This is a genomic window from Phyllobacterium sophorae (assembly GCF_003010965.1).
GTDB lineage: Bacteria > Pseudomonadota > Alphaproteobacteria > Rhizobiales > Rhizobiaceae > Phyllobacterium > Phyllobacterium sophorae.
Map to the genome: position 1 here is coordinate 63,942 of NZ_PGGM01000015.1, position 22,370 is coordinate 86,311.

Genomic DNA, 22,370 nt, shown 5'->3' on the forward strand with positions numbered 1-22,370 from the left:
GAGGCGAGCTTGAGTCAGATGAAGGTTGCGGTTCTCAGACTGGGAGCCATGGGCAGTGCCGCTGCGGCGGTTTTGGCGCGGCGCGGCTGCAAAATGATTGGCTTTGAGCAATACTTGCACGCACATAACCAGGGCTCGATCCACGGGGACACCCGTGCCAACCGCAAGGCGAATGTCCGCGACGAGCAATACGCTCCGCTCGTACTTGAGTCTTATGAGCTTTGGCGACGGCGGGAGCAGGACACGGGCGCCGAGCTTCTGCGTGAAATCGGCGGACTGGTTGTCGCCCCTTCCGGAGGACTCACGTTAACACGATCAGTTGCTACGCGACCCAACATGAAACTCTGCATGCGGTCTTTTCCGCAATCTTGAGGCTGGGTCAGCCATCTGGCGAGGTCTCCCACGGAGAGCGCCGCGGGAGAGGCCAACTCACCGCGGTCATTGGTCAGTATTGAGTGCCACCCAGCACGAAGCTGCGCTATTTGGGCAAGAGAGAGCAGTTGTGCTGTAGTACAGCTTTTGTCGGCCAAGTTCGACCTCACCACTCCACTGAAACATACTGTGTTTCAAGGAATTCCATCATTCCCACATGGGCGCCTTCACGCCCGATGCCACTTTGCTTCATACCGCCAAAAGGAGCAGCCGGATCCGATACTAGCCCGCGATTGAGACCGATCATACCAAAGTCAAGCTGCTCGGACAGAGCCAGCCCCCGGCGCATGTTTCTGGTGTAGATGTAAGCGATCAGGCCGTACTCAGTGTCATTACAACGACGTACCAGATCGTCCTCGCTCGAAAATCGAGTGAGAGCCGCGACGGGCCCAAAAATTTCCTCTCTGAAGCACTGCGCATCATCTGAGACATCGACGAGAACAGTCGGCGTATAAAAGAGGCCTTCCCCGTCAATAATTTTGCCCCCGCACAAGACTTTGGCACCCCGGGAGAGCGCATCGTCGACGAGCCCAACAACTTTGTTTCGCGTGTGAGCATTGACAAGCGCTCCGACCTCGACGCCTTCGTGCAGGCCGTTTCCAACCTTCAGTGCCGCCATTCGGGTTGCGAGTTTTCCTGCGAACTCATCGTAGAGGCTGTCATGGATGTAGAAGCGATTGGCGGCGGTGCACGCCTCTCCGAGATTGCGCATCTTGGCCACCAAAGCACCCTCTACAGCTGCATCGACATCGGCATCGGATAGAACCACGAACGGTGCATTTCCGCCGAGCTCCATTGCCGGAGTGATCACGTTATCTGCGGCAGAATGCAGGAGCTTGCGCCCAACCTCGGTCGAACCAGTGAAGGAGACGACGCGAACGCGAGGGTCATGGAGTAACGTATCAACAAGCGGTCCGGCCTGCCTGGACGGCAGGACGTTCACAACACCGGCCGGAACCCCTGCCGCCTCGAGAAGTGGCATCAACGCGAGCATGGTCAACGGCGTCTCGGATGCCGGCTTGATCACTACAGGACAACCCGCTGCCAGCGCCGGTGCAATCTTTCGCGTTCCCATGGCTGCCGGGTAGTTCCAAGGCGTGACCAGCACGGCAATACCCGCGGGTTTGTGGTGAACCAACATACGGGCACCGCTGGATGGGGCTTTGGATACCTCACCAATGTTGCGGACAGCTTCTTCAGCGTTCCATCTGAAGAATTCAGCAGCATAGGCGACTTCCGCCCGGGAGTCCGGCAGGGCCTTTCCATTTTCAATTGTAATCAGACGAGCCAGTTGCTCTTTGTACTGTATTATCAGCTCAAATGCTTTCCGCAGGATCTCAGCACGCTCTCTCGGTTGGCGCTGAGACCAGCCAGCGAATGCGGCCTGCGCCGCGTCCAAGGCAGCCAAACCGTCTTGCGGAGTTGCGCTGGCAACGCTCGCGATGACCTGAGATGTCGCCGGATTGGTGACTTCGAAGGTCAATCGATCTGATGAGTCTTTCCACTCGCCGCCAATATAAAGCCGTGTCTTGAGATCAAAATCAGGAAGGTCATTCGTCATTGGAGATTCGCTTTCGACTGGAACGTTCAAGAAACACGAAGGGGAAGCCGGTCGCCTGCAAATGCCGCTGAGGCAATTTGAAAGAGGCTGTCGACGTCCAGGGCACGGGGATTATTCTTTACAAGTCGTGTGGCCGTGGCGGCTTGTTCGGCCGTCCACTGCAGCTTTGAATTCGGCAGGCCCAACTCAGCCAATGACCGTGGTATGCCGATTGCGGTAAAAAGGGACTGAACCGCCTCGATAGCAAGGGACGCCAGTTCTGCGACGGGCATTCCTGCCTTGCCAGCACCAAGCGCCCTTGCAATCTGCGCCATCTCTTCCTCACATGCCGGCCGATTGAACTCCATCACGTAAGGCATCAAAGTAGCCACCCCGACGCCGTGAGGCGTGTGGGTTAATGCGCCGACCGGATATTGAAGTGCGTGAGCTGCCGCCGTTCCCGCAGTGCCGAATGCGAGGCCCGCCAACAACGAACCGAGCATCAGTTGCGATCGGGCCTCTTTGTCCTGACCATCGCGAACCGCGGTATCGAGATTGGGTCCGATACAGGAGATCGCTCGCAAGGCGAATTGATCGCTTAGCGTGTTTTTCCCGACGAAAACATGCGCATGGGCCAGGTCGGTGTCTGGCGATCGACGCCCTGCGGTAAAGGCCTCTATCGCATGTGTGAGCGCATCTGCACCAACCATTGCGGTCAGTTCTGAGGGGCAGCTGTAGGTCAGTTCAGGATCGCAAATCGCAGTGTGTGCAATCAAATGCGGACTCGAGATCCCGACTTTCAGCGTGCGCTCGGCGTCACTGATAACGGCCACGGGCGTGACCTCCGATCCGGTTCCGGCCGTCGTTGGTATAGCGATGAGCGGCAAGACGGGACCAGGGACCTGAAACTCCCCGTAGAAGGAACTAAGTTCCCGCCGATGGCTTAGCAACAGGGCGCAAACCTTAGCCAAATCAATACAACTTCCGCCGCCAAAGCCGATAACAAGATCGGGGTTGAACAGCTTGGCGTGTTCAACGCACCGATCGATGCACTCGCGCGGCACGTCCGGCTGGGTGTCATCAAAGGTTGCGCTGGTAACGCCAGCGGCTTCAAGGTTCTGTCGAAGTTCGTGGATCTCAGGTGAACCGCCAAGTCGTTTGTCGGTGCAGATAAATGCTCGGCGTCCCAGCGCGCGTGCGGCGCGCCCGACCACTTTGCGCTGACCGGCGCCAAAGATGATCTCCCTGGGCGCCCTGACTAGACCGAATGACATCATAAACCTCCCTGATGATTTTCCCAATTCGCAAGTGCCTGCAGTTCACGCCACACGTCATCCGGAAGGCAAATTCCGGACTTGAGCCGTTCGGCGCGACACATGCGCGAACGGTCACCCGGAATTGACACAGAAGAAAAACCCTCAATCGGCGCGCAGTTGCGAATTGCATCCAGATACCGGGACAGTTCATTGTTGCAGCCCGAGTCGGTACCGGGGGAAAGGACAATGAAAACATCGCCCTTGTTGCAGACGTTCGTGGAATCGAGGGTTCCTTGCACGCTCTTGCCGAGGGCGCTCCTCGCGAGCGCCGAGACCAACAGCTCGAACGCCAGGCCAAGCGCATAGCCTTTCGCTCCACCGAAAGGAGCTATTGCTCCGGATTTTGCTGCTTCTGGATCCGTCGTCGGTTCGCCGTTTCGATCGAGCGCCCATTGATCCGGAATTGCTTCGCCACGGTTTGCGTAATCATGGATCTTCCCCATCGCGACGAGGCTGGTCGCCATGTCCATTACAAATGGAAACGGTCTTGCTGGGATGCCGATGGCAATCGGATTCGTTCCGATCATCGCTTCGCGGCCACCCCAGGGATGGACGAGAGCTTCGCTCGTGGAAAAGCAGAGAGCGATCTGGTCTGCCTCCGCGACGCGTTCCGCGTACCATGCAAGCATCCCCAGGTGGTTGCTGTTGTGGATGGCCGCCACAGCAACACCGACCTGCCGCGCATGTTCGCAGATTTCATCCAAGGCCTTGAGAGCGATGACAGGGCCAAGACCCATTTGTCCGTCGATCCTTAAAAAGCCCGGCAGGATCCACTCCGGCGACCCGATGGCTGCTGGATCAGCGACACCATTACGAATCCGCTCCACTATTCTTGGAAGCCGCAGCAACCCGTGGGATGCGAATCCACGAAGTTCGGCCTCCAGCAGCAAGTCCACCTGCAATTGGGCGTGGGCCTCTGGTGCGCCGTGTAGACGGAGAACCCGCGTCGCCAGATTTCGAGCCTCCTCAGCGGGCACGATCATTTCCATTCTCCTTCCAGGTTTGCTGCAGCAGTTGGCCCCGTGGGACACATTCGTTAACTGTTGCTGCGCACCGCCTCGCCCTCTTCCGAACCGATCAAGCGGGACTCCCTCAAAGCGCCTCCGCTTTTCAGGATTGGATAGGCGATCGCTGCGATATGGGCGTTGATGCGTTTGAGGTCGCGCAGCATATCCAAATGCAGCGGACTGGTTTGGACGCTTTGGACCAAGCCGTTACGGAGCCGCGCAATGTGATTTGCCGCCGATTTTTCTTCCAAATGACGAATGCCAAGCTTGGCCTCCACCAACTGGCGCGCAAGTTGAGCGTCTCCCGATACGAGGATGCTCTGGGCAAGACGCAGATTGCTCAGTGTCGTTCCATAAAGCTCCTCGATCTCCGACGCGCCCTCTGCGGAGAAGCTCAATTGAGCACGGATTTTCTTCTGAACGAGGTCGCGCAGGTTGCGGTCGACGATGTCGCCGATATGTTCGAGATTAGTGGCGTAACTGATGATCTCGTCCGAGCGCTCCGCGTCCCTCTCGCTGAGAGCTGTTCGATCGAGTTTGGCAAGATAGAGCTTTACGGCACTGTTGAGCCGATCGACCTCATCTTCCAAGACAGCAATACCTGAGCAACGGGCCGTGTCGTTGTTCAGCAGCGCGTCGAGGTTTGCCTCGATCATGCCGGCAACCCGATCACCGATCCGCAACGTTTCGCGGGCGGCGCCCGCAAGAGCGAGGGCGGGTGAGCCCAAATTGTCTGGATCAAGGTATTGGGGACCGTCGTCCGCCGTGTCGGCTTCCGGGAGAAGCCGACTAACAAGGTTTGAGAATGGCTTGAGCAGTGGAAGCATGAGGATTGCGAGTGCCACATTGAACAAAACGTGGGCATCAACAACCAGCGGAACCCCTCGCAGTCCTGCGTTCGTAAGCATGTCTACGAATGTATCGAGTAACGGCAATACGGCGGCACACCCCACTAGCCTGACCAGAAGGTTGCCAAGCGGCACTCTCAGCGCCACTGCCCCGTGGTAAAACGTCGCCAGGACAGGCGGAACCGCGCCGCCGAGGTTAGCGCCGAGAACCATCGCAATCCCGAGTGTCGGCGTCACCGTCCCGCCTGCCGTAAGCGACATGGCCAAAAGCACGACCGCCAAGCTGGACGAAGCCGCCATCGCGAGTACCGCAGCCACGACCACCGCCAGGAGGGGCACCGCATCCAATGCCTGCATGAGCGCAATTAGCACCTTCGAATGCTGCATTGGCTCGGTTGCGTGCCCGAGGAGTTGAAGTGACAAAAGCATGAAGCCGAGCCCTAAGGGAACGCGGGCCAAACTCTTCGCAGGTTTCGAGTGGCTCAGGCTGAAAGCAAGGACGCCGCCGGCAATCAACAAGGGTGCCAGAAAATGCAGATCAAGTGCGAGAAGGCGCGTCACGATGCTGGTTCCGACATTGGCGCCCAGCATAACGGCCTGCGCCATCATCGACCCCATGTAGCCCATGCCGGCAAACGACGATGCCAAGAGCGCGGTGGCAGTGCTGCTTTGCAGTGCAATCGTTGCAAGCAGACCGATGCCGAACGCTAAAAAGCGGTTGCGGGTACCTGATCCGATCCACCGTCGCAGCCGTGCTCCGAATGCGCGAAGCATGCCGGTCTTCACCATCCGGAGGCCCCAAAGAAGCAGCGCCACAGCACCAATGAGATCAAGCATCTATGCCGTCCTCGCTGCAATCTGATTTAGCCTTGACTGCGCTCGCCCGCATTGAGATCATCTCAGGAACCGCTTTTCGTCGGCCTTGACCTGGTCCATCTTCTGAAGCCGGAAGATTTCTTCGACGGGCACGATGTCCTTATGGACGTTCTGGACGCCGCCATCGGCGATGATCCGCCGGAATACATCCTGCATCGCTGTCGTCGCGGCGCGGATACCATAATTGCCATAGATCGTCATCTTGATGTTGCCGAGCGCGCGGATGCGCGTGGCGTCGAGTTCCGGATAAGCGTTGGGGACGATGACCAGCGGAACGGGCCCTTTCCACGCGCGCGAGAAGCTCTCGATTTCGGCTGGATCCTTCTTCTTGGAGTGGATCAAGACCATGTCGGCCCCGGCCTCGGCATAGGCCAGGCCGCGCTTCAGCGCCTCGTCTTCGCCGAGGCCCGCAATCAGGGCTTCCGTGCGCGCAATGACGAGGAAATCCGGATCGCGGCGCGTGGAGACCGCAGCTTCGATCTTGCCCTGGAATTCCTCGATGCGCAGTAATTCCTGCCGGCCATCAGCGGCAAGACTGGTGACCTTCGGAAAGGTCTTGTCCTCGATGACGACAGCGGCCGTGCCGGCCTTCTCGTATTCCCGGATGGCGTGGATGACGTTCAAGGCATTGCCGTAGCCGGTATCAATATCGGCGACGATCGGCAGCGAGGACTGAGCGGCGATGGCCCGCAGCATGTCGAGATGCTGCGTCATCGAAATCAGGCTCATGTCGGCAAGACCGTAAAGCGCCGAAAGCTCGAAGCCGGAAGCCCAGAGACCGTCGAAACCGGCCTCTTCGGCGAGGATCGCCGACAGGGGACTGTGGGCGGCCATGATGTGGACGAGGCCGCGTTCGGCCATGCGGTCACGCAGTTGCTTTGCTTTGTTCATGCGGCCTTTCCTTTTACAAGTGTTTGGCAAGCCGCAATGATCCGATCGCACGCCTCTGTCAGTTCATCCTCGGAAGAGGCGTACGACACCCGGAAGTAGGGAGACATCAGGAAGCCTGAGCCGGGAACAACCGCTACGCCAGCTTCCTCCAGCAGGAACATCGCCACGTCCTCGTCGGATTTGACGACCTGTCCGGATGGCGTCGTCGTTCCGATCAGGCCCTCGCAGGATGCGAAAACGTAGAACGCACCATCAGGGGTGCTGCAACGCACTCCGGGCGCCTCGTTGAGCTTATTGACCACGAGATTCCGACGGGCCTCGTATTCTTTTAAAAACCGCTGCAGATACGACTGGTCGCCCTGGATTGCCTCCACCGCCGCGTACTGCGAAATTGAACTCGTATGGGAGGCGGTTTGACCTTGAATGGTGTTCATGGCCTTGATGAGGTCTGCCGGCCCGGCCCCATATCCGAGACGCCAGCCTGTCATGGCATTAGCCTTCGAGACGCCATTGACCGTCAATGTTCTGTCGTAGACCCAGGGGGCGACCGCGGCGATGGTCGAAAATTCGGCGCCCCCGTATACGAGCTTCTCGTAGATATCATCCGCAAGGATCATGACATGCGGATGGTCTCTCACGACTTCCGCCAGCCCCCGCAGTTCCTTGGCCGTGTAAACCGCACCGGTGGGATTGGAGGGAGAGTTCAACATCAACCACTTGGTTCGGGACGTAATATATTTTGCAAGGGCTTCAGGCCTGAGCTTGAAGCCATCTCGTTCGCTGCAGGAAATGACGATCGGAGAACCACCAGCAAGATGCACCATGTCGGGGTACGACACCCAGCAGGGCGCGGGAATGACAACCTCGTCACCGGGATCGAGCGTCGCAAACAGGGCATTGAAGAGGATCTGTTTGGCGCCGCAAGCGGTGGTTATCTGATTGATGTCGTATCGCAGATCGTTTTCGCGCTTAAACTTCTCCTGAATGGCTTTAAGAAGCGAAGGAATACCGGGAACGGGCGTGTATTTCGTTTTTCCCGAGCGGATCGCCTCGATCCCCGCGTTCTTGACGTTCTCGGGGGTGTCAAAATCCGGCTCTCCCGCACTAAGCGCGATAACGTTTTTTCCTCGTTCCTTCAGTTCGCGCGCTTTGGCAGTCATTGCCTTGGTCGCCGAGGGCTTCACGGAACCGAGCCGCTTCGAGATGGCAGTCAATTTGGCCTCCTTGTCGCGCCACTTCGGCGCACAGTCGAAGCACGTTTAGGCTGCGCGATCAGAATCAGCCAGCTGAGCCATCGCTTTTCTAGGGAGTTGAAATCGGATTTTTCGATAAAGATAACGTCTAGGGAAAAACGTCCTCAAGCGAGGCAATCTCGAAACGCTTTCAAACCCCGCTTCCGTTGGAACTGTCCAACGCTCCTGCTTTTCGGCACAACCTGGTGACCCAGCGGCAAAAGGCCCGAGCTAGATCGGGGTTGTGGCTCCGATCAAGGGCATATGCATGGTATTGTTTACCACTGTTGATCCGCGAGCCCGGCAAGACTTCCAGAAGACCTTGACCAATTAGTTCAGCAACCAGGATCTGAGGCGTTACTAGCAGGCTCTGACCGGTCGTGACCGCCGGCAACGCCAGATAGTGATGATCATATCGTGCTCCAGAAAGTATATCAGACGTCTTCAGGCCTAGAGCTCGCGTCCATATAGGTAGAATATCAGGCCTGGAGGTCACAGTAATCAGCGGCGTCGTACGCAAAGACGCAAGACTGAGCCCCGCGACAAACCTTGGTGCGCCGACACACACGAGTTGCTCGTCGTAGACGTCCCAGCGGTCGGATGCTTGAGTAAGTTCCAGATCGCGTGTCAAAAGCACATCGAAGTTGTCCGTCACGGTTGGGGCGGACAGCGAAGTGACGATATCCACCGTCACCCCGCCCAGTTCTTTGGAGAAGTGCTGAAGATTGGGAATCAACAGCGAATAAGAAAAGGTAGAAAGTGATGTGCGCACGATCAGCCGGTTTGCTTCCTTCCGGTCGCCACGTCGCATTCGGTTTGCCGTAAATAGTATTGTTTCCAAGGGCTCGGACACGGCATCCGCAAACAGACGTCCAAAATCGGTCAACTCACTGCGGCGGCCGCGACGCTCTACAAGGTTGGCTCCGAGATATTCTTCCAGTACGGCTAAGTGCCGGCTGGCAGAACTCTGTGTTATTCCCAGACTCTTGGCGGCGCGCGTCACGCTATTCTCGCGAGCAATTTGCACGAATGCGCGTACAGCGTTGAGTGATAAATCTTCCTTTTCCGACATCTTGATCATTCCATCCATTCAGACAAGCGAAGCGCCAATCGCAAAATAGCTGCGTTAATATCGAAATTTTCGATGACTGTCATTTACTTGTAGCAAAAAGCGCTGATTAGATTGCTATCAACGCCGAATAAAAACTTCTAGCCGTTGAACGGTTGATAATGAAGGGGAACGAAATGGCGGAAATTTCGATACGGAATGTCACAAAGTCATTCCAGGCGACGTCGGTTCTGCGCGAAGTGTCGCTCAATATTGCTGATGGTGAGTTCCTGACGCTGCTCGGTCCGTCAGGTTGCGGCAAGTCGACACTGTTGCGGATCCTCGCGGGCCTCGAGGTGCAGACCGGCGGTTCGGTTGCGATCGGCGAGCGCATCGTGGACGGCGTGCGACCGAAGCGGCGCGACGTCGCCATGGTGTTCCAGTCCTATGCGCTTTATCCGCATATGACAGTCGCCCAGAACATGGCGTTGCCTTTGCGCATGCGGCGGCTTTCTTCCTGGCAACGGCTGCCGCTGCTGGGTCGGTTTATGCCGGGAACGACGGCGACAACCGCGGAGATCGAGCGGGACGTCACCCGCACGGCCAAGGCGCTCGGTATCGGCCATCTGCTGGCCCGCAAGCCCGGCCAGCTCTCTGGCGGCCAGCGCCAGCGTGTCGCCGTCGGCCGTGCGATGGTGCGGGAACCCGCCGTCTTCCTGATGGATGAACCGCTCTCCAATCTCGACGCTAAGCTCAGAGTCCAGATGCGGGCCGAGATCAAGGAATTGCATAACCGGCTCGGCGTCACCTTCGTCTACGTCACCCATGACCAGGCCGAAGCCATGACCATGTCGGACCGGGTGGCGGTGATGCTCGACGGCGAGCTGCTGCAGGTCGCACCGCCGCAACAGATATACGCCGATCCTGACGACCGACGGGTGGCTGAGTTTATCGGCTCACCCAAGATCAACATGCTGGAGGGCAAGGTACTGGAAGCTGGGCTTGCCAACATGGCTGGCGCGGCGTTTTCGGTCCCGGTACAGGTAGCCTCGGGCACGACCATCACGATCGGAATTCGCCCCGAGGCTTTCCACGTCGTCGATAGCCATGGCCTGAACGTCCTGACTGGTTCCGTGCGGATGGTAGAGCACATGGGGTCTGACCTCTTCGTCCATCTCGACGTCCCGGGAACCGATCATCCGGTCATTGCCCGGCTCCTCGCCGAACGTGCACCGCAGATCGTCTCGGGCCAGACCCTGCATCTCGGCGTCAAGCCGGAGCGCCTGTTGCTCTTTTCCGCCGACGGACGGCGTCTGCGCCCTGAGGATCATGCAGGCGCGACCGTGCTGCGGATGAAGGAGCACGTGCAATGAGCAGCGCTTCTTCCACCGCAACCAAACCTGCCGCATCTTCGGCAGACCGGCCCGGCACCCGCAAGGCATTGCGCCATCACCGGCTTGCCGAAACATTCACCGCATGGTCGCTCGCCGGACCGGCGCTTGTCCTGCTTGTCGTCCTGTTCTTCCTGCCGGTCTTTGCCATCTTCGCCATCGCGCTGACCGACTGGCAGTTCGGCGCCAGTACGCTGTCCTTCGTCGGGTTCGGCAACTTCAAGGAAGTCTTCGCCGACGAGGGCTTCCGTGCTTCGCTGGTCAACACCATCCTTTATGTCACGATCGTCGTCCCCGGCACCATCATCCTCGGCTTGGTGATCGCGCTCCTGATCGAAAGCGGCAAGTCCTTTCGCGCCTTCTATCGTGCCATCCACTTCCTGCCCTTCATGGCCACGCTGACCGCCATGGCGATCGCCTGGGAGGCGCTGCTCCATCCCACCATCGGGCTCGTCAACCAGACGCTTACCGGCCTCGGATTGCCGACGGCCAACTGGCTGCGCGATGAGAACACCGTGCTGCCGGCGCTGGCCATGATCGGTATCTGGCAGAATCTCGGCTATGCAATGGTGCTGTTTCTCGCCGGGTTGAAGTCGATCCCGCAGGATCTCTACGATGCTGCCGACATCGATGGCGCCGACCTCTGGCTCGACCGCTTGCGTACCGTCACCCTGCCAATGCTTGGGCCGGTGACCATGTTCGTCTTCATCGTCGTGGCACTCAAGGCCTTCGAGACCTTCGACACCGTGCAGGTTCTGACGCAAGGCGGCCCCGGCCATGCCTCCGAGATGCTGCTCTTTACGCTCTACCGCGAAAGCTTCGAGTACCTGCGCACCGGTTACGGCGCCTCCGTTGCCGTCGTCTTTCTCAGTATCGTCGTCGCGCTGACGCTGATCCAGGCCCGCGTGATGGACAAAAAGGTACACTACCAATGAGCACGCCTCACTCCCAGGGTCTCTCCGCGCCCTCCGCGGTCATGCGCCATTGCGTGCTGCTGATCACCGGCGCGCTGATCCTCGTCCCCTTCGTGTGGATGGTCTCACTGTCGATCAAGCCGCCGGGCGAGATCTTCCGCGCCTCCTTCTCCTTCTGGCCCCAGCAGTTCTATGGCATAGAGAACTATACCCGCGCGCTAACCGAAGCGCCCCTGCCGCAATACATGCTGAACGGCGTCTTCGTCTGCACGATGATCGTCGTGCTGCAAATTGCCGTCTGCGCGCCGGCGGCCTATGCGCTGGCCAAGCTCGACTTCCCGGGCAAGAACCTGCTGTTCGCCATGGTGCTGATCGCGCTGATCCTGCCACATGAGGTGTTGTCGCTGCCGCTGTTCATCCTCGGCTACCAAATCGGCATTCTCAACACCTATGCGGCGTTGATCCTACCGTTTGTCGTCTCGCCCTTCGGCATCTTCCTGTTCCGGCAGTTCTTCAAGACCATCCCCGATGACGTCATCCATGCCGCGCGTCTCGATGGTCTCTCCGAACTCGCCATCGTCTGGAGGATCATGGTGCCCATGGCGCTGCCGGCCATCATCGCCTTCGCAATCTTTTCGGTCGTTTCCCACTGGAACAGCCTGTTCTGGCCGCTCATCGCGGTGCGTGATCAGTCCCTCATGCCGCCACCGCTCGGCATCATGGCCTTCAAGAACGAAGAAGCCGGCAACGACTACGGTCCGCTCATGGCCGCCTCGACCATCGTCGTCGCGCCCCTCATCATCGCATTCCTCTCCGCTCAAAGATGGTTCGTCGAAGGACTGACAGGCGGGGCGGTCAAGTAACACTGGCGTCGAATGAAACAGCTTCTAACAACCCCAAAACCTTAGGATAAGCCATGATCGAAATTAGCCGCCGCAGCCTGGTGAAGTCTCTTCTCGCAGCGCCTGTCGTCCTGTCGTCAACCTCTCTATTCGCTCAAACGCAAACGACCTTGACAGCCAACTATGCCACAACCGCGTTCGATGCGCTGATGGCTCAGGCCGCTGACCTGTACGCAAAGCATGCAGGAGTATCGGTAACTTTCCAGAAGCCAGCGCCGGCATCCGGTGGCGAGTTGATCAAGCAGACCTTGCTGAATGCGATTGCGGGTGGATTGCCAGACATCTCGTTCAGCGCGAACAACTATGTCCAGCGATTGGCAAGCCAGAACCTGGCTCAGCCGCTGGACAAGTTGGCAGCGACAGACAGCGCATGGTCGCAGATGCAAGGGCATTCGACGGTCGGCCGCATCGGCCAGGTCGACGGCCACCTCTACGGTGTTCCGTTTCAGGTTTCCGTTCCCGTATGCATGGTCAACCTTGCATTGGCCGAGAAGGCGGGTGCGGATCCAAGGGCGCTTCCGAGCGACTGGCCGGGGATAATCGCTCTCGCCAAGCGCATCTCCGCGCTTGGAAATGGTATAGTCGGAGGCTTCTTCGACCTGGGCGCCGCCTGGACATTCCAGGCTCTGATCACCGCGGACGGTGGGCAGATGGCGACACCGGACGGACGCGACGTCGCATTCGAGGGACCGACCGGCATGAAGGCCATGGAGGTTCTGAAAGGATTCGGCGAAGCTGGAATGATCAGCATGAGTGACAAGCAGGCATTTCAAGCATTCGGCGCCGGGACGATCGGTATCTACGCTACCTCCAACAACGTCCTGTCCAATCTGGAAAAACAAGCCGCTGGAAATTTTGAGATCGGCACCATTGCTTGGCCCTTGACATCGCCGAACGGTCTGTTGCCGGCCGGCGGCCGAACGGGCGTAGTCTTCACAAAGGACCCAGATCGTCAGGCGGCTGCCTGGCAGTTCCTTCAGTTCATGACGAGCCCGGAGATTCAGACTCTGGTGGTGAAGGCAACCGGCGCCATCCCGCTCGACCCTGATGCGGTTCAAGACGACAAGTATCTGGGTGGTTTTTATAAAGAACACAAGAACCATTCCGGCGGCCTGGCTCGAGCCAAGCATCTTACGGGATGGTACAGCTATCCTGGTGAAAACGCGGTGAAGATCAACGAGATCATGATCGACCGGCTTAGTCAGGTGGCGACCTTGAAAGCAGCTCCGGATGCCATGTTGAAATCGATGTCTCAAGAGATCAGGGCGCTTCTTCCAAAGGCGTAAATCCGCCGCCACTCACCAAGGGGGGCAGTGGCCTGAGCTTGCTTCGGCCGCCCCTCCACTGGCCATACCGCACGGCAGCGCACCGCGGGCTTCGTTTCATATCGCCTCCTGGCTCCTCCCGTCTCGGTTTAAGAGTAAGGCATGCTCCTCCAACAGACGACAAGTATCATGCCACTTTCGTCAAATACAACGTAGAAGCCGCGCCACAAACGCCGGCAGTATAGAGATTAGCAAATGCCTCATGTAGCTGTGATTGGAGCCGGCGTCGTTGGCGTGATGTCTGCGTACTCGCTTTTTCAGTCCGGATATCGCGTCACCTTGATTGATCCTGCTGAGCCGGGCAGCACGCGAGCATCGAGTTATGGGAACGGTGGATGGCTCAGCCCAAGCATGGTAGTGCCCGGCGCCCTGCCGGGGCTATGGAAAAAGGTGCCGAAGTTCCTCCTCGACCCGAAAGGACCTTTGACGATCGACATGCGACGCCTTCCGAAACTTACCCCATGGCTGCTGCGGTTTCTCTGGAATGGCGCGACGGAAAGGCGTGTTCGTCCCACTGCGGCGGCGCTGAGCTCCCTGGTCGGAAGCTGTCCCGGTCTTCATATCGAGATCGCCAAGACAATCGGAGCCCCGCATCTGGTGGAAGCGAGCGGATTGCTGTTCCTGTACCGTAATCGAGACGCCTACGAGGGGGAAGTTCTACCGTGGGCTCTTCGCCGCGAATTGGGCGCGACTTGGACTGAACTCGATGAACAAGAGTTGCGGATAACCGAACCCTGCACGCCGGAAGGATATCGGTTCGGGGTCCTGGTGGCGGGCGGACATACTTTTGATCCGGGCCTGTTCGTTGCCGAAGTTGCTAAATTCCTGTTTGCCAACGGGGTTCATTATCACCGGGCGACCGCACTCGATTTTATCTTCGGCCGCGATCGACTGAATGCGGTAACAACGGATCATGGTCAGATCGAATGCGACAAGGCAGTAATCTCAGCCGGGGCGTGGTCTTCGACGCTTGCAGCGTTGGTAGGCGACCGGATACCACTCGAAGCGGAGCGGGGACATCATATTGTCATCCCTGGAAACGGACCCGAACTTCAGCACCCGCTACTTTTAACGGATCGCAAGATAACGGTAAGAAAGGTCGCTGCAGGCACGAAAATCACGGGTCAGGTAGACTTCTCGGGCCTCGAGGCGCCAGCGAACCCCTTGCGCTTTGCAGTCTTGCGTGAGCTCGTCGTCGACGCTTTTCCAATGCTGGGAGAAGGGCCGGAGCGAAAGATATCGACCTGGATGGGACGGCGACCGTCATTGCCGGACAGCATGCCAGCTATTGGCCACAGTCGCCGTTCAACCGACATCGTTCACGCTTTTGGCCACGGCCACACGGGATTCGCTGCGGCTCCGGAAACAGCGCGGCTCGTTATGCGCCTGATCGAACAAAAGCAACCTTTGGGAAAGGCGTCGTCTTTCTCGCCGCAACGATTCTCCTAGCGCGAGGCCGCCGCCGCGAGACAAGTGGGTGTGTGAAAAAGAATGATGCAATGACGGCAACCTCGACAAGCAAATTGCCCTGAAGGAACGCGGGAGCGCGCCGGGGCGGCGACCGGACACGAGCCACTCGTTCCAAACCGAATTCATGTCGGCGACGTGACGGATGAGCGCGTGCATCCAGATCGTTGCCGAAAGCAGGCGCGAATTGTCAGTTCCTTCTTCGGCTAGGCGGCGGTCGATTATCCTCCAGGGACTTGATCTGATCTAACACAGATGCGCTTTGGGGACTTCACTCCCCGAAACGTAGACGACGCCGTTGTAGATTGCGGCGTCCGAGCGGTGGAGAAACTTGCCCCTATTGAATCTGCGCCGGCGCTTAGGTGTGACTGAGGCCAACCAAATCGCGCTGCGGAACCAGCGTTAGCCGTACAAAGCGAGACAGCCTATGATATTTCCCCGCAAAATTTCTCATCGTCAGCTTTGATGGCCTACGTCCCGACCTGATCGATCAGGCTCGCACACCCAGTCTGCTGCGCTTGAAAGAAATCGGAACGACGCTCGCCGCCCAGCGGACCGGCTGTGCAGCGAAGAAAGTTCCCCGCCGCACTTGATTGAATGAACGGCAATCCTTGCAGATACCTGCGAGCCAGAGATCGGCCTCCGAGACTCCAGGCGCTATAGTTATCTCGGCTTTGCCGCCTAGCGATCCATGGCTGCCGCGATCTTCCGGAAATCGGCAGCTGCGAGCTCGGGTGTATCAGTGATGACACTTCCGATACCGAGTTGTGCGATGTGCTCAAAAGCTTTTGTGTCACTTGCTGTCTTGAAGCTCGACAGAGGTGCAGCCACTGCTATGGTGCCGAATCCTTGGTCATGAATTCCTTGAATCGTTTCTGGTCGGTAGTCCTTTGGCAAAACACGTATCCAGGTTGCTCCCACTTGCTTCGCCTCCTCCAAACAATCACCGCCTTCGGGGAAAAACGTGCCGATCGTGGCATCGGCACAACGTTGTTTGATGAGGCGTGCGATGGCGGGAGTATAGGCCGAGAAAAGGGACCTTCCGATCGCGCCATGCGCTTTGACCTGCGGGACGAACACGTCTAGATCGGCGGTCGTTGCATTCTTGACATCGACAATAACCGGAAAGTTCTGCGTCAAGTCGAGAAAGTCAGAAAAGAGCAGTAACGCAGGAAAATGCGTCTGGGCTTCGGCAAGGGTAAGCTTTTCTATTTTCACGTCGACGCCTGCGACGCGAAGAAGGTCATCATCATGGAGGCAGACCGCTTTTCCATCCGCGGTGACATGAACATCCGTCTCGACCACGTCTGCGCCGCCGGACATCGCGCGCAGGAATGACTCTCGGGTATTTTCCAGCACAACGATCGGCGTCCCACGATGACCGATGACCAATGGCCTTCCGCGGCTATGGTAGCTGGATAGGTTCCAATGCGACATAGTTTTTCCTTCCTCTAAGCGGCTGCGGTTGCGGGCTGCTGGTTTTTGCTGGATAACGCCGCCACATCGACCAGGCGATTGGCAACCGCGTCGCGAACCTCCTGATCGTGGAAGATGCCGAGTATGCCGACGCCTCGTTGCTTTTTGTCGCGGATGAGATCGATCACAACCTGTCGGTTCTGAGCGTCCAGGGAGGCGCTAGGCTCATCGAGCAAAAGGATCGGGTGCTCGGTAATGAAACCACGGGCGATGTTGATGCGCTGCTGCTCACCTCCGGAAAATGTTGCAGGCGGGAGACTCCATAGAGCCTTCGGAATATTCAGCCGTTCCAGCAGGACCTCGGCGCGTTGTGTCGCGACGCTGGAATCCCATCCAGTCGCGATAAGAGGTTCCGCGACGAGGTCGCGGGCTGATACGCGTGGGACGACGCGAAGGAACTGACTGACATATCCAATCGTGTTTCGACGAATCTGCTTCATTGTCATGGGGTCCGCACTGGCAATGTCGACGATGTCGTTGCCGTGCTCGACATGGATCACACCATTTTCCGCCGCATAGGTGCCAAAGATCATTTTGAGCACGGAGCTTTTGCCGGCGCCGGAAGGCCCGTTCAGCGCGACGCATTCGCCGCGTTTCACGTTGAAGGACAGGTTGGCAATGACGGGGATGCGTATGCCGTCACGAAGGTGCATGACAAAATGCTTGCCGATGCCAGTTACGTCAAGAATAGCCATGGATCATACCTGCAGTACGGATGAGACAAGAAGTTGGGTATAGGCTTGGCGAGGGTCTTCAAGGACACGGTCGGTCAAGCCGGTTTCGATCACGCGGCCAGCCTGCATCACCATCAGGCGGTCTGACAGCAGGCGGGCTACGCCGAGATCATGCGTCACCAGGACGGCTGCCAAATTGAACTCGCGAACGAGCCGACGCAGCAAGTCAAGCAGCTTTGCTTGAACTGAGACATCAAGACCTCCGGTAGGTTCGTCCATCAGAACCAGCTGCGGATGGGTCACCAGGCTCCTGGCAATTTGCAAACGTTGTTGCATGCCCCCGGAAAACGTTTTGGGAAGATCATCGATGCGGCCGGGATCGATTTCCACATTCCTGAGCCAGTCGAGCGCCACACTGCGCAGTGAGCCATAGTGGCGCTCGCCGCTCGTCATCAGCGGTTCGGAGATATTCCCGCCCGCGCTGACATCTAGCCGCAGTCCATCGCGAGGGTTTTGGTGGATCAGGGAGAGCATGGACGGAAGCAACTGCTCGCGTTCCGCTTCGTCCATATTCCAAAGGCTTCGACGATCACCGGATACAGAGATTGTAACGCTACCCCTGTCCGGCGCGTGCATACCGGCAAGGCATTTGAGCAGCGTTGATTTGCCGGAGCCACTTTCACCGACGATACCCAGAACTTCGCCTCGGTGCAAAGAAAAGGAGATGTCCCGGCAGGCCGCAAGACGTCCGAATGATTTGTTCAAGTCTTCGACCTGGAGGATCTCTTCAGAAATAGGGGTCATCTGCGACGGCTCTCCACACGACGATCATTGCAATAAGATGTGTCGGAGCAAATGAACTGAATGCTGCCTTTATCGTCCAGAAGAACCTCGTCGAGGTAGCTGTTGTCAGATCCACAAAGCGCGCAGCATTGTTCCCACTTCTGAACTTCAAACGGATAGTCCTCGAAATCCAGGCTGCGAACTTCGGTGAAAGGCGGAATCGCGTGAATCCGTCGTTCTCTTCCCGCACCAAAAATAATCAACGCGCGGTTGCGATGCAATTTGGGATTATCGAACCGGGGAATAGGCGATGGTGAGGAGAGGTAACGTCTGTGGACGCGCACCGGGTAGTCGTGCGAAACAGCGACATGTCCGAAGCGCGCAATGTCTTCGTAAAGGCGCACCTGCATAAGTCCGTATCGTGCAAACGCGTGTAGCTTCCTGGCCTGTTCCTCGGAGTTGATCAGTCGCCTCATTGGCTCAGGCTGTGGCGTCTGCATTATCAGGATTTGAGCGTCTTCAAGAAGCCGCTCAGGTATCCTGTGGCGGCTTTGAATAATGGTTGCTTCGCCTGTGCTTTCCGTTGTGGATATGCCAGTGACGCGCTTGAAAAACCGCCGGATGGAGACCGCATTCGTCGTGTCGTCAGCGCCCTGGTCGATCACTTTGAGGCGGTCTGACCTTCCTATGATACTCGCCGTGACTTGAATGCCGCCTGTGCCCCAACCAGGAGGCAGTGGCACCTCTCGGTCGCCGAAAGGCACCTGATAGCCGGGAATGGCAACGGCTTTCAGGATGGCGCGGCGGACCATCCGCTTTGTTTGTTCATCGAGGAAGGCAAAGCTGTAATCTTCTTGCGCAGCGTCCAAACCGAGATCATCCAGCATTTTCGTTCTCCGCGCTGTCTGCTTGTCCCGCACGCTTTTCGTACTCGTCACGCAACTGTCTGAGTAACTGCAGTTCGCCTTGAAAATCGACATAGTGGGGAAGCTTGAGGTGCTGAACCAATCCCGACGCGGCGACACTGTCCGAGTGGGAAAGGACGAATTCTTCGTCTTGGGAAGGATGACGTCGTTCCTCGCCGAACTCTGGGCCGCGAAGCGCACGATCGACAATCGCGACCGACAAAGCCTTGCGCTCGCAATGGCCGAAAAGCAGTCCGTAGCCGCGAGTGTAATGGGCCGGCGTATCTGGTTTGTTCACAGTCATATGGATCGTCCGGCATTCCGTGACCCTAACCGTCCCGATACCGACCTCGAATTGGAGTTCAGGAATCTCCATTACGACTGAAACATCGCCATGCCGCATCTCGGCGACGTAGGGATGATTTCTGCCGTAACCGCGCATCGTGGAATAGCAAAGCGCCATCAGAAACCCTTCGTCGCCGCGCGTCAGATTTTGGAGACGTTGGTCGCGCTTTGACGGAAATTTCATAGGTTCGCGGGTGAGGTCGGCGACAGCGATCCCGTCGCTGGGAAGTTCTGCCTCAACGACGTCTGTCCTTGAGAGAAAGCCGGCGCCGTAACACAGGTTCATTTCTTCGAATGTATCGTCTGTCGACACCGGAAGACCATCTTCATCCTCGGCTTCTTCAAGAAGTGAAAAGTCGAGCAGTCGATGGGTGTAGTCATAGGTTGGGCCAAGAAACTGTCCACCAGGGATATCTTTATGGGTGGTGGAGATACGCCGCCGGACGATCATTTCCGATGTTTCAAGAGGTTTCGTGTAGCCGAAGCGCGGAATTGTGGTGCGATATGCTCGCAGCAGATAGATGGCCTCAATGAGGTCGCCTTCTGCCTGTTTGATGGCAAGTGCCGCGAGGGTCGGGTCATGGAGTGAGCCTTCGTTCATGACTCTGTCGACCGCCAGCGTCAGTTGCTCGCGGATCTGGTCGACCGAAAGCTCTGCGATTGCCGGGTTGCCGCGGCGGCGCTTGGCGAGAAGGCGATGCGAGGCGTCAATCGCCTTTTCCCCTCCTTTGATGGAAGTAATCATGAAATGCTCGCCTTTGTGGTTCGAGGAAGGCCCAGGACAGAGCGTTGATCCGCCAAAACGAGATCGATACCGACGGGATAACTCGCCGCATTTTCATTCCAGTGAGTCCAAAAACCTTCTGGCAAGCCTGCTGGTGCCACCGATGTTTCGGTCTCAATCCCAGGGCCGGACAGTGAAACCGGCCTTCCGCCAGTCAGTGAGGGCAACTGAACGACAAGGGTTGCCGAGCGATCTGGATAGAACGAGTCACCGCGATTGAAGCGGTCAAAATCGATAAGGGTGTCAGCGCACGAGAAGAAGCCAAACATGGCTTCCCTAGGATCCGAAACCGTACGTACTCCCGAATGAAAGCGGAGATAATTCGTGACGGAATCCGTATTGAGAGCGGCATCAAGCCAAAGCGGGGTTGTGTCGTCGAGAAGCGAAAGTGCAATCGCCGTCAACGCCGATCCGAGAGGGGCAGGAGACGTAGTTGGCGATGGAATATCGATAATAGTTCCGGGACGCGACGTCGCAGACAGCAAAGCGCGGAAAGTTGCTTGCGAGTCATGAACTGGTTCGCGAAACTGTGAAGCGATAATGCTGTCGTTCATTGATCATCTCCTCGCGTCAGCATAGTGAAATCGACTTTGGTGGTTTTCGTTTCGCGGGCGATGTTCTGCCGTCGACGGAGCTCTTGTTCGGCAATAGCGCGAACGCATTTGCCGACTACACCTTCGCTGGTAGCCTTTTCATGCTGAAGCATTGCGTCGAAGAGTGCAGCCAGCGCAGCATGGCGTTTGTCACGTCCCATCACGTAGGAAACCCCGATTTCCCCCGTGATAAGCTGCAGGGTACACCTTGTGATGGTTACATCACCCAGATTGAATTGCGCGCCCGTTCCGCTGGCGCGTCCGCGGACCATTGCCGAACCAAACTCCGGCCGGCGTATCCATTTGAAAGAAGGATGAGGGAGTGTCTGCCAGTGATGCTCGATGTCAGCCACCGGTGCTTCGGCGAGCAGTGTCATCCACCGCGCCCGGGAGGATGAATTTACGTCGTCGCTGGGGAAAGCTTTGATCTCGGCACTCATAGGATTTTACCCCCGGCGACCCAAACGCTGCGGACCACCGGTGAGCCCTTGACTTCAGCCACGCGAAGCATATCGGCCCGGCGGCCGACCGATAGCTCTCCACGGTCGAACAATCCGAAAAGTTCGGCAGGCTGCTTGCTGGCCATTGCGACGGCGTCGACCAGACCCGGACCTTTCGGACCGAATCCCAGGCGCCACACCGCGTGCAGTAGACTTGTCGGAATGTAGTCCGAAGATATAACGTCGATGAGGTCTTCCTCTGCGAGGAGCATGCCGGAGACGTTGCCTATGTGCGAGCGGCCTGCGACGATATTCGGAGCGCCAATGATCGTTTTCATCTTGGCCGCGCGTGCGGCTCTGGCCGATTCCAAGGTGATAGGAAATTCAGAAATTCTGAGGCCAAAAGCCTCGCCTTCCGCAATGTGCTCCGCAGTCGTATCATCATGGCTTGCGGGCGGGACGTTGCTGCACTTGCAGAGATCGACGAGACGCCTGCGGTTTTCAACCGTGCAGTCTGTTGTAGTCGGTACAGCTGCAATCGCAGCTTCGATCTCAGTGTGCGGCTTGCCCCTACTGCGCTCCAGACGTCGAAATCGGTCCGGGTCTCTGCGCGCACTGTCGTCCATAATCGTGACGAAGCGCAGTTGAGGATCGTCGATATATGGAGCGATCAGATCGATGAGGTCGTCTTCTCGCGCGTCACATCGCAAGTGCAGGAGATGTTCTACCTTAAGCAGCCCTGCCTGTCGTGCGTCATACAGACCCGACAACATCAATGGTAGCAGCTTGCGCCGATCGGGATTGCCGACGGCACCGACGATAAGAGAGTCGAAAACTGTTGTCGTCCCGGCGGAAGCGAGAACTGCGTCGTGGGTTACAGCGGCATTCACTGCATTCCAGAAGACCCCCACACGCGGCATGATCTGCCTTTCCAGGTGATCCGTGTGAACATCGACGAGACCTGGAAGTAGATACTCTCTCTCGAAATCGATTGTATTTCCAAGGTTCGAGTTCTTCGAATCCAGGTCAGCAATAATGCCGTCCTCTATTCGTGCTGTACCGACGAATTCATCGTTGCCTGTTACGATACGGGCATTGGTGATGATTGTTTCCACGTGTCCACACTGCTTGGGCGTCTGGGTAACGCCCGCTCCATCTGAATTTTATCGATCTGGCCGCGC

The 22,370-nt window shown here is 57.7% G+C and carries 21 protein-coding genes; 6 read left to right on the forward strand and 15 right to left on the reverse strand.

Features of this window, described 5'->3' with window-relative positions; translation table 11 throughout:
* Positions 1-18 precede the first annotated feature (18 nt).
* On the forward strand, positions 19-372 hold the full coding sequence (locus tag CU103_RS25115) for an FAD-dependent oxidoreductase (RefSeq protein ID WP_342588915.1): 354 nt from the start codon (positions 19-21) through the stop codon (positions 370-372).
* 166 nt (positions 373-538) lie between these two features.
* Here the strand turns inward: CU103_RS25115 and CU103_RS25120 are convergent, their stop codons facing one another.
* The 7 genes from CU103_RS25120 to CU103_RS25150 form a co-directional block, all read right to left on the reverse strand.
* Entirely contained in the window at positions 539-1,993 is a 1,455-nt protein-coding gene (locus tag CU103_RS25120; protein WP_106666766.1) for an NAD-dependent succinate-semialdehyde dehydrogenase, read from the reverse strand.
* Positions 1,994-2,019: 26 nt separating this feature from the next.
* A complete protein-coding gene (locus CU103_RS25125; RefSeq protein ID WP_106666767.1) occupies positions 2,020-3,249 on the reverse strand; it encodes an iron-containing alcohol dehydrogenase in 1,230 nt (409 codons plus the stop codon).
* Complete coding sequence (locus CU103_RS25130; protein ID WP_106666768.1) at positions 3,246-4,271, reverse strand: Ldh family oxidoreductase; 1,026 nt, start codon at positions 4,269-4,271, stop codon at positions 3,246-3,248. The genes CU103_RS25125 and CU103_RS25130 overlap by 4 nt, the downstream gene beginning before the upstream one ends.
* A 53-nt stretch (positions 4,272-4,324) precedes the next feature.
* A complete protein-coding gene (locus tag CU103_RS25135; RefSeq protein ID WP_106666769.1) occupies positions 4,325-5,980 on the reverse strand; it encodes a Na/Pi cotransporter family protein in 1,656 nt (551 codons plus the stop codon).
* A 57-nt stretch (positions 5,981-6,037) separates the two neighbouring features.
* On the reverse strand, positions 6,038-6,910 hold the full coding sequence (locus tag CU103_RS25140) for an isocitrate lyase/phosphoenolpyruvate mutase family protein (RefSeq protein ID WP_106666770.1): 873 nt from the start codon (positions 6,908-6,910) through the stop codon (positions 6,038-6,040).
* Positions 6,907-8,124 (reverse strand): pyridoxal phosphate-dependent aminotransferase, encoded by a 1,218-nt coding sequence (locus CU103_RS25145; RefSeq protein WP_106666771.1) that lies wholly within the window; start codon positions 8,122-8,124, stop codon positions 6,907-6,909. Before CU103_RS25145 ends, CU103_RS25140 begins: the two co-directional genes overlap by 4 nt.
* A 169-nt stretch (positions 8,125-8,293) precedes the next feature.
* Positions 8,294-9,214 carry a LysR family transcriptional regulator gene (locus tag CU103_RS25150; RefSeq protein WP_106666874.1) on the reverse strand — a complete coding sequence of 307 codons (921 nt, stop codon included), beginning with the start codon at positions 9,212-9,214 and terminating at the stop codon, positions 8,294-8,296.
* A 173-nt stretch (positions 9,215-9,387) separates the two neighbouring features.
* Here CU103_RS25150 and CU103_RS25155 point away from each other — a divergent pair, with 173 nt between their 5' ends.
* The 5 genes from CU103_RS25155 to CU103_RS25175 all read left to right on the forward strand — a co-directional run bounded on the left by CU103_RS25155 (position 9,388) and on the right by CU103_RS25175 (position 15,171).
* A complete protein-coding gene (locus CU103_RS25155) occupies positions 9,388-10,563 on the forward strand; it encodes an ABC transporter ATP-binding protein (protein ID WP_106666875.1) in 1,176 nt (391 codons plus the stop codon).
* Positions 10,560-11,516: a carbohydrate ABC transporter permease gene (locus CU103_RS25160; RefSeq protein ID WP_425350651.1), complete on the forward strand. Its 957-nt coding sequence runs from the start codon at positions 10,560-10,562 to the stop codon at positions 11,514-11,516. Before CU103_RS25155 ends, CU103_RS25160 begins: the two co-directional genes overlap by 4 nt.
* Positions 11,513-12,358, forward strand: a complete 846-nt coding sequence (locus CU103_RS25165; RefSeq protein ID WP_106666772.1) for a carbohydrate ABC transporter permease — start codon at positions 11,513-11,515, stop codon at positions 12,356-12,358. The genes CU103_RS25160 and CU103_RS25165 overlap by 4 nt, the downstream gene beginning before the upstream one ends.
* 53 nt (positions 12,359-12,411) lie before the next feature.
* Positions 12,412-13,683, forward strand: a complete 1,272-nt coding sequence (locus CU103_RS25170) for an extracellular solute-binding protein (protein ID WP_106666773.1) — start codon at positions 12,412-12,414, stop codon at positions 13,681-13,683.
* Between the two features lie 234 nt (positions 13,684-13,917).
* Positions 13,918-15,171, forward strand: a complete 1,254-nt coding sequence (locus CU103_RS25175; protein WP_106666774.1) for an NAD(P)/FAD-dependent oxidoreductase — start codon at positions 13,918-13,920, stop codon at positions 15,169-15,171.
* A gap of 699 nt (positions 15,172-15,870) precedes the next feature.
* Here CU103_RS25175 and CU103_RS25180 read toward each other — a convergent pair.
* Genes CU103_RS25180 through CU103_RS25215 form a run of 8 tightly spaced genes read right to left on the reverse strand, consistent with a single transcriptional unit; the run spans position 15,871 to position 22,304 of the window.
* Entirely contained in the window at positions 15,871-16,626 is a 756-nt protein-coding gene (locus tag CU103_RS25180) for a glycerophosphodiester phosphodiesterase (RefSeq protein ID WP_106666775.1), read from the reverse strand.
* Positions 16,627-16,640: 14 nt separating this feature from the next.
* Positions 16,641-17,360 (reverse strand): phosphonate C-P lyase system protein PhnL, encoded by a 720-nt coding sequence (phnL, locus tag CU103_RS25185; RefSeq protein WP_106666776.1) that lies wholly within the window; start codon positions 17,358-17,360, stop codon positions 16,641-16,643.
* A gap of 3 nt (positions 17,361-17,363) precedes the next feature.
* A complete protein-coding gene (gene phnK / locus CU103_RS25190; protein ID WP_106666777.1) occupies positions 17,364-18,143 on the reverse strand; it encodes a phosphonate C-P lyase system protein PhnK in 780 nt (259 codons plus the stop codon).
* Positions 18,140-19,009 (reverse strand): alpha-D-ribose 1-methylphosphonate 5-phosphate C-P-lyase PhnJ, encoded by an 870-nt coding sequence (locus tag CU103_RS25195; RefSeq protein ID WP_210203839.1) that lies wholly within the window; start codon positions 19,007-19,009, stop codon positions 18,140-18,142. Before CU103_RS25195 ends, phnK begins: the two co-directional genes overlap by 4 nt.
* Positions 18,999-20,117 (reverse strand): carbon-phosphorus lyase complex subunit, encoded by a 1,119-nt coding sequence (locus tag CU103_RS25200; RefSeq protein WP_106666779.1) that lies wholly within the window; start codon positions 20,115-20,117, stop codon positions 18,999-19,001. The genes CU103_RS25195 and CU103_RS25200 overlap by 11 nt, the downstream gene beginning before the upstream one ends.
* On the reverse strand, positions 20,114-20,710 hold the full coding sequence (gene phnH, locus CU103_RS25205; protein WP_106666780.1) for a phosphonate C-P lyase system protein PhnH: 597 nt from the start codon (positions 20,708-20,710) through the stop codon (positions 20,114-20,116). The genes CU103_RS25200 and phnH overlap by 4 nt, the downstream gene beginning before the upstream one ends.
* Positions 20,707-21,189, reverse strand: coding sequence for a phosphonate C-P lyase system protein PhnG (gene phnG / locus CU103_RS25210; protein WP_210203840.1), 483 nt, complete (start codon positions 21,187-21,189; stop codon positions 20,707-20,709). The genes phnH and phnG overlap by 4 nt, the downstream gene beginning before the upstream one ends.
* Positions 21,186-22,304, reverse strand: a complete 1,119-nt coding sequence (locus CU103_RS25215; protein ID WP_106666781.1) for an alpha-D-ribose 1-methylphosphonate 5-triphosphate diphosphatase — start codon at positions 22,302-22,304, stop codon at positions 21,186-21,188. The genes phnG and CU103_RS25215 overlap by 4 nt, the downstream gene beginning before the upstream one ends.
* Between the last annotated feature and the right edge of the window lie 66 nt (positions 22,305-22,370).

Excerpts from the sequence above, each read along its gene's own strand:
- CU103_RS25115 (WP_342588915.1), top strand. The coding sequence starts at position 19 with ATGAAGGTTGCGGTTCTCAGACTGGGAGCCATGGGCAGTGCCGCTGCG.
- CU103_RS25120 (WP_106666766.1), bottom strand. The coding sequence starts at position 1,993 with ATGACGAATGACCTTCCTGATTTTGATCTCAAGACACGGCTTTATATT.
- CU103_RS25125 (WP_106666767.1), bottom strand. The coding sequence starts at position 3,249 with ATGATGTCATTCGGTCTAGTCAGGGCGCCCAGGGAGATCATCTTTGGC.
- CU103_RS25130 (WP_106666768.1), bottom strand. The coding sequence starts at position 4,271 with ATGATCGTGCCCGCTGAGGAGGCTCGAAATCTGGCGACGCGGGTTCTC.
- CU103_RS25135 (WP_106666769.1), bottom strand. The coding sequence starts at position 5,980 with ATGCTTGATCTCATTGGTGCTGTGGCGCTGCTTCTTTGGGGCCTCCGG.
- CU103_RS25140 (WP_106666770.1), bottom strand. The coding sequence starts at position 6,910 with ATGAACAAAGCAAAGCAACTGCGTGACCGCATGGCCGAACGCGGCCTC.
- CU103_RS25150 (WP_106666874.1), bottom strand. The coding sequence starts at position 9,214 with ATGTCGGAAAAGGAAGATTTATCACTCAACGCTGTACGCGCATTCGTG.
- CU103_RS25155 (WP_106666875.1), top strand. The coding sequence starts at position 9,388 with ATGGCGGAAATTTCGATACGGAATGTCACAAAGTCATTCCAGGCGACG.
- CU103_RS25160 (WP_425350651.1), top strand. The coding sequence starts at position 10,560 with ATGAGCAGCGCTTCTTCCACCGCAACCAAACCTGCCGCATCTTCGGCA.
- CU103_RS25165 (WP_106666772.1), top strand. The coding sequence starts at position 11,513 with ATGAGCACGCCTCACTCCCAGGGTCTCTCCGCGCCCTCCGCGGTCATG.
- CU103_RS25170 (WP_106666773.1), top strand. The coding sequence starts at position 12,412 with ATGATCGAAATTAGCCGCCGCAGCCTGGTGAAGTCTCTTCTCGCAGCG.
- CU103_RS25175 (WP_106666774.1), top strand. The coding sequence starts at position 13,918 with ATGCCTCATGTAGCTGTGATTGGAGCCGGCGTCGTTGGCGTGATGTCT.
- CU103_RS25180 (WP_106666775.1), bottom strand. The coding sequence starts at position 16,626 with ATGTCGCATTGGAACCTATCCAGCTACCATAGCCGCGGAAGGCCATTG.
- phnL (WP_106666776.1), bottom strand. The coding sequence starts at position 17,360 with ATGGCTATTCTTGACGTAACTGGCATCGGCAAGCATTTTGTCATGCAC.
- phnK (WP_106666777.1), bottom strand. The coding sequence starts at position 18,143 with ATGACCCCTATTTCTGAAGAGATCCTCCAGGTCGAAGACTTGAACAAA.
- CU103_RS25195 (WP_210203839.1), bottom strand. The coding sequence starts at position 19,009 with ATGCTGGATGATCTCGGTTTGGACGCTGCGCAAGAAGATTACAGCTTT.
- CU103_RS25200 (WP_106666779.1), bottom strand. The coding sequence starts at position 20,117 with ATGATTACTTCCATCAAAGGAGGGGAAAAGGCGATTGACGCCTCGCAT.
- phnH (WP_106666780.1), bottom strand. The coding sequence starts at position 20,710 with ATGAACGACAGCATTATCGCTTCACAGTTTCGCGAACCAGTTCATGAC.
- phnG (WP_210203840.1), bottom strand. The coding sequence starts at position 21,189 with ATGAGTGCCGAGATCAAAGCTTTCCCCAGCGACGACGTAAATTCATCC.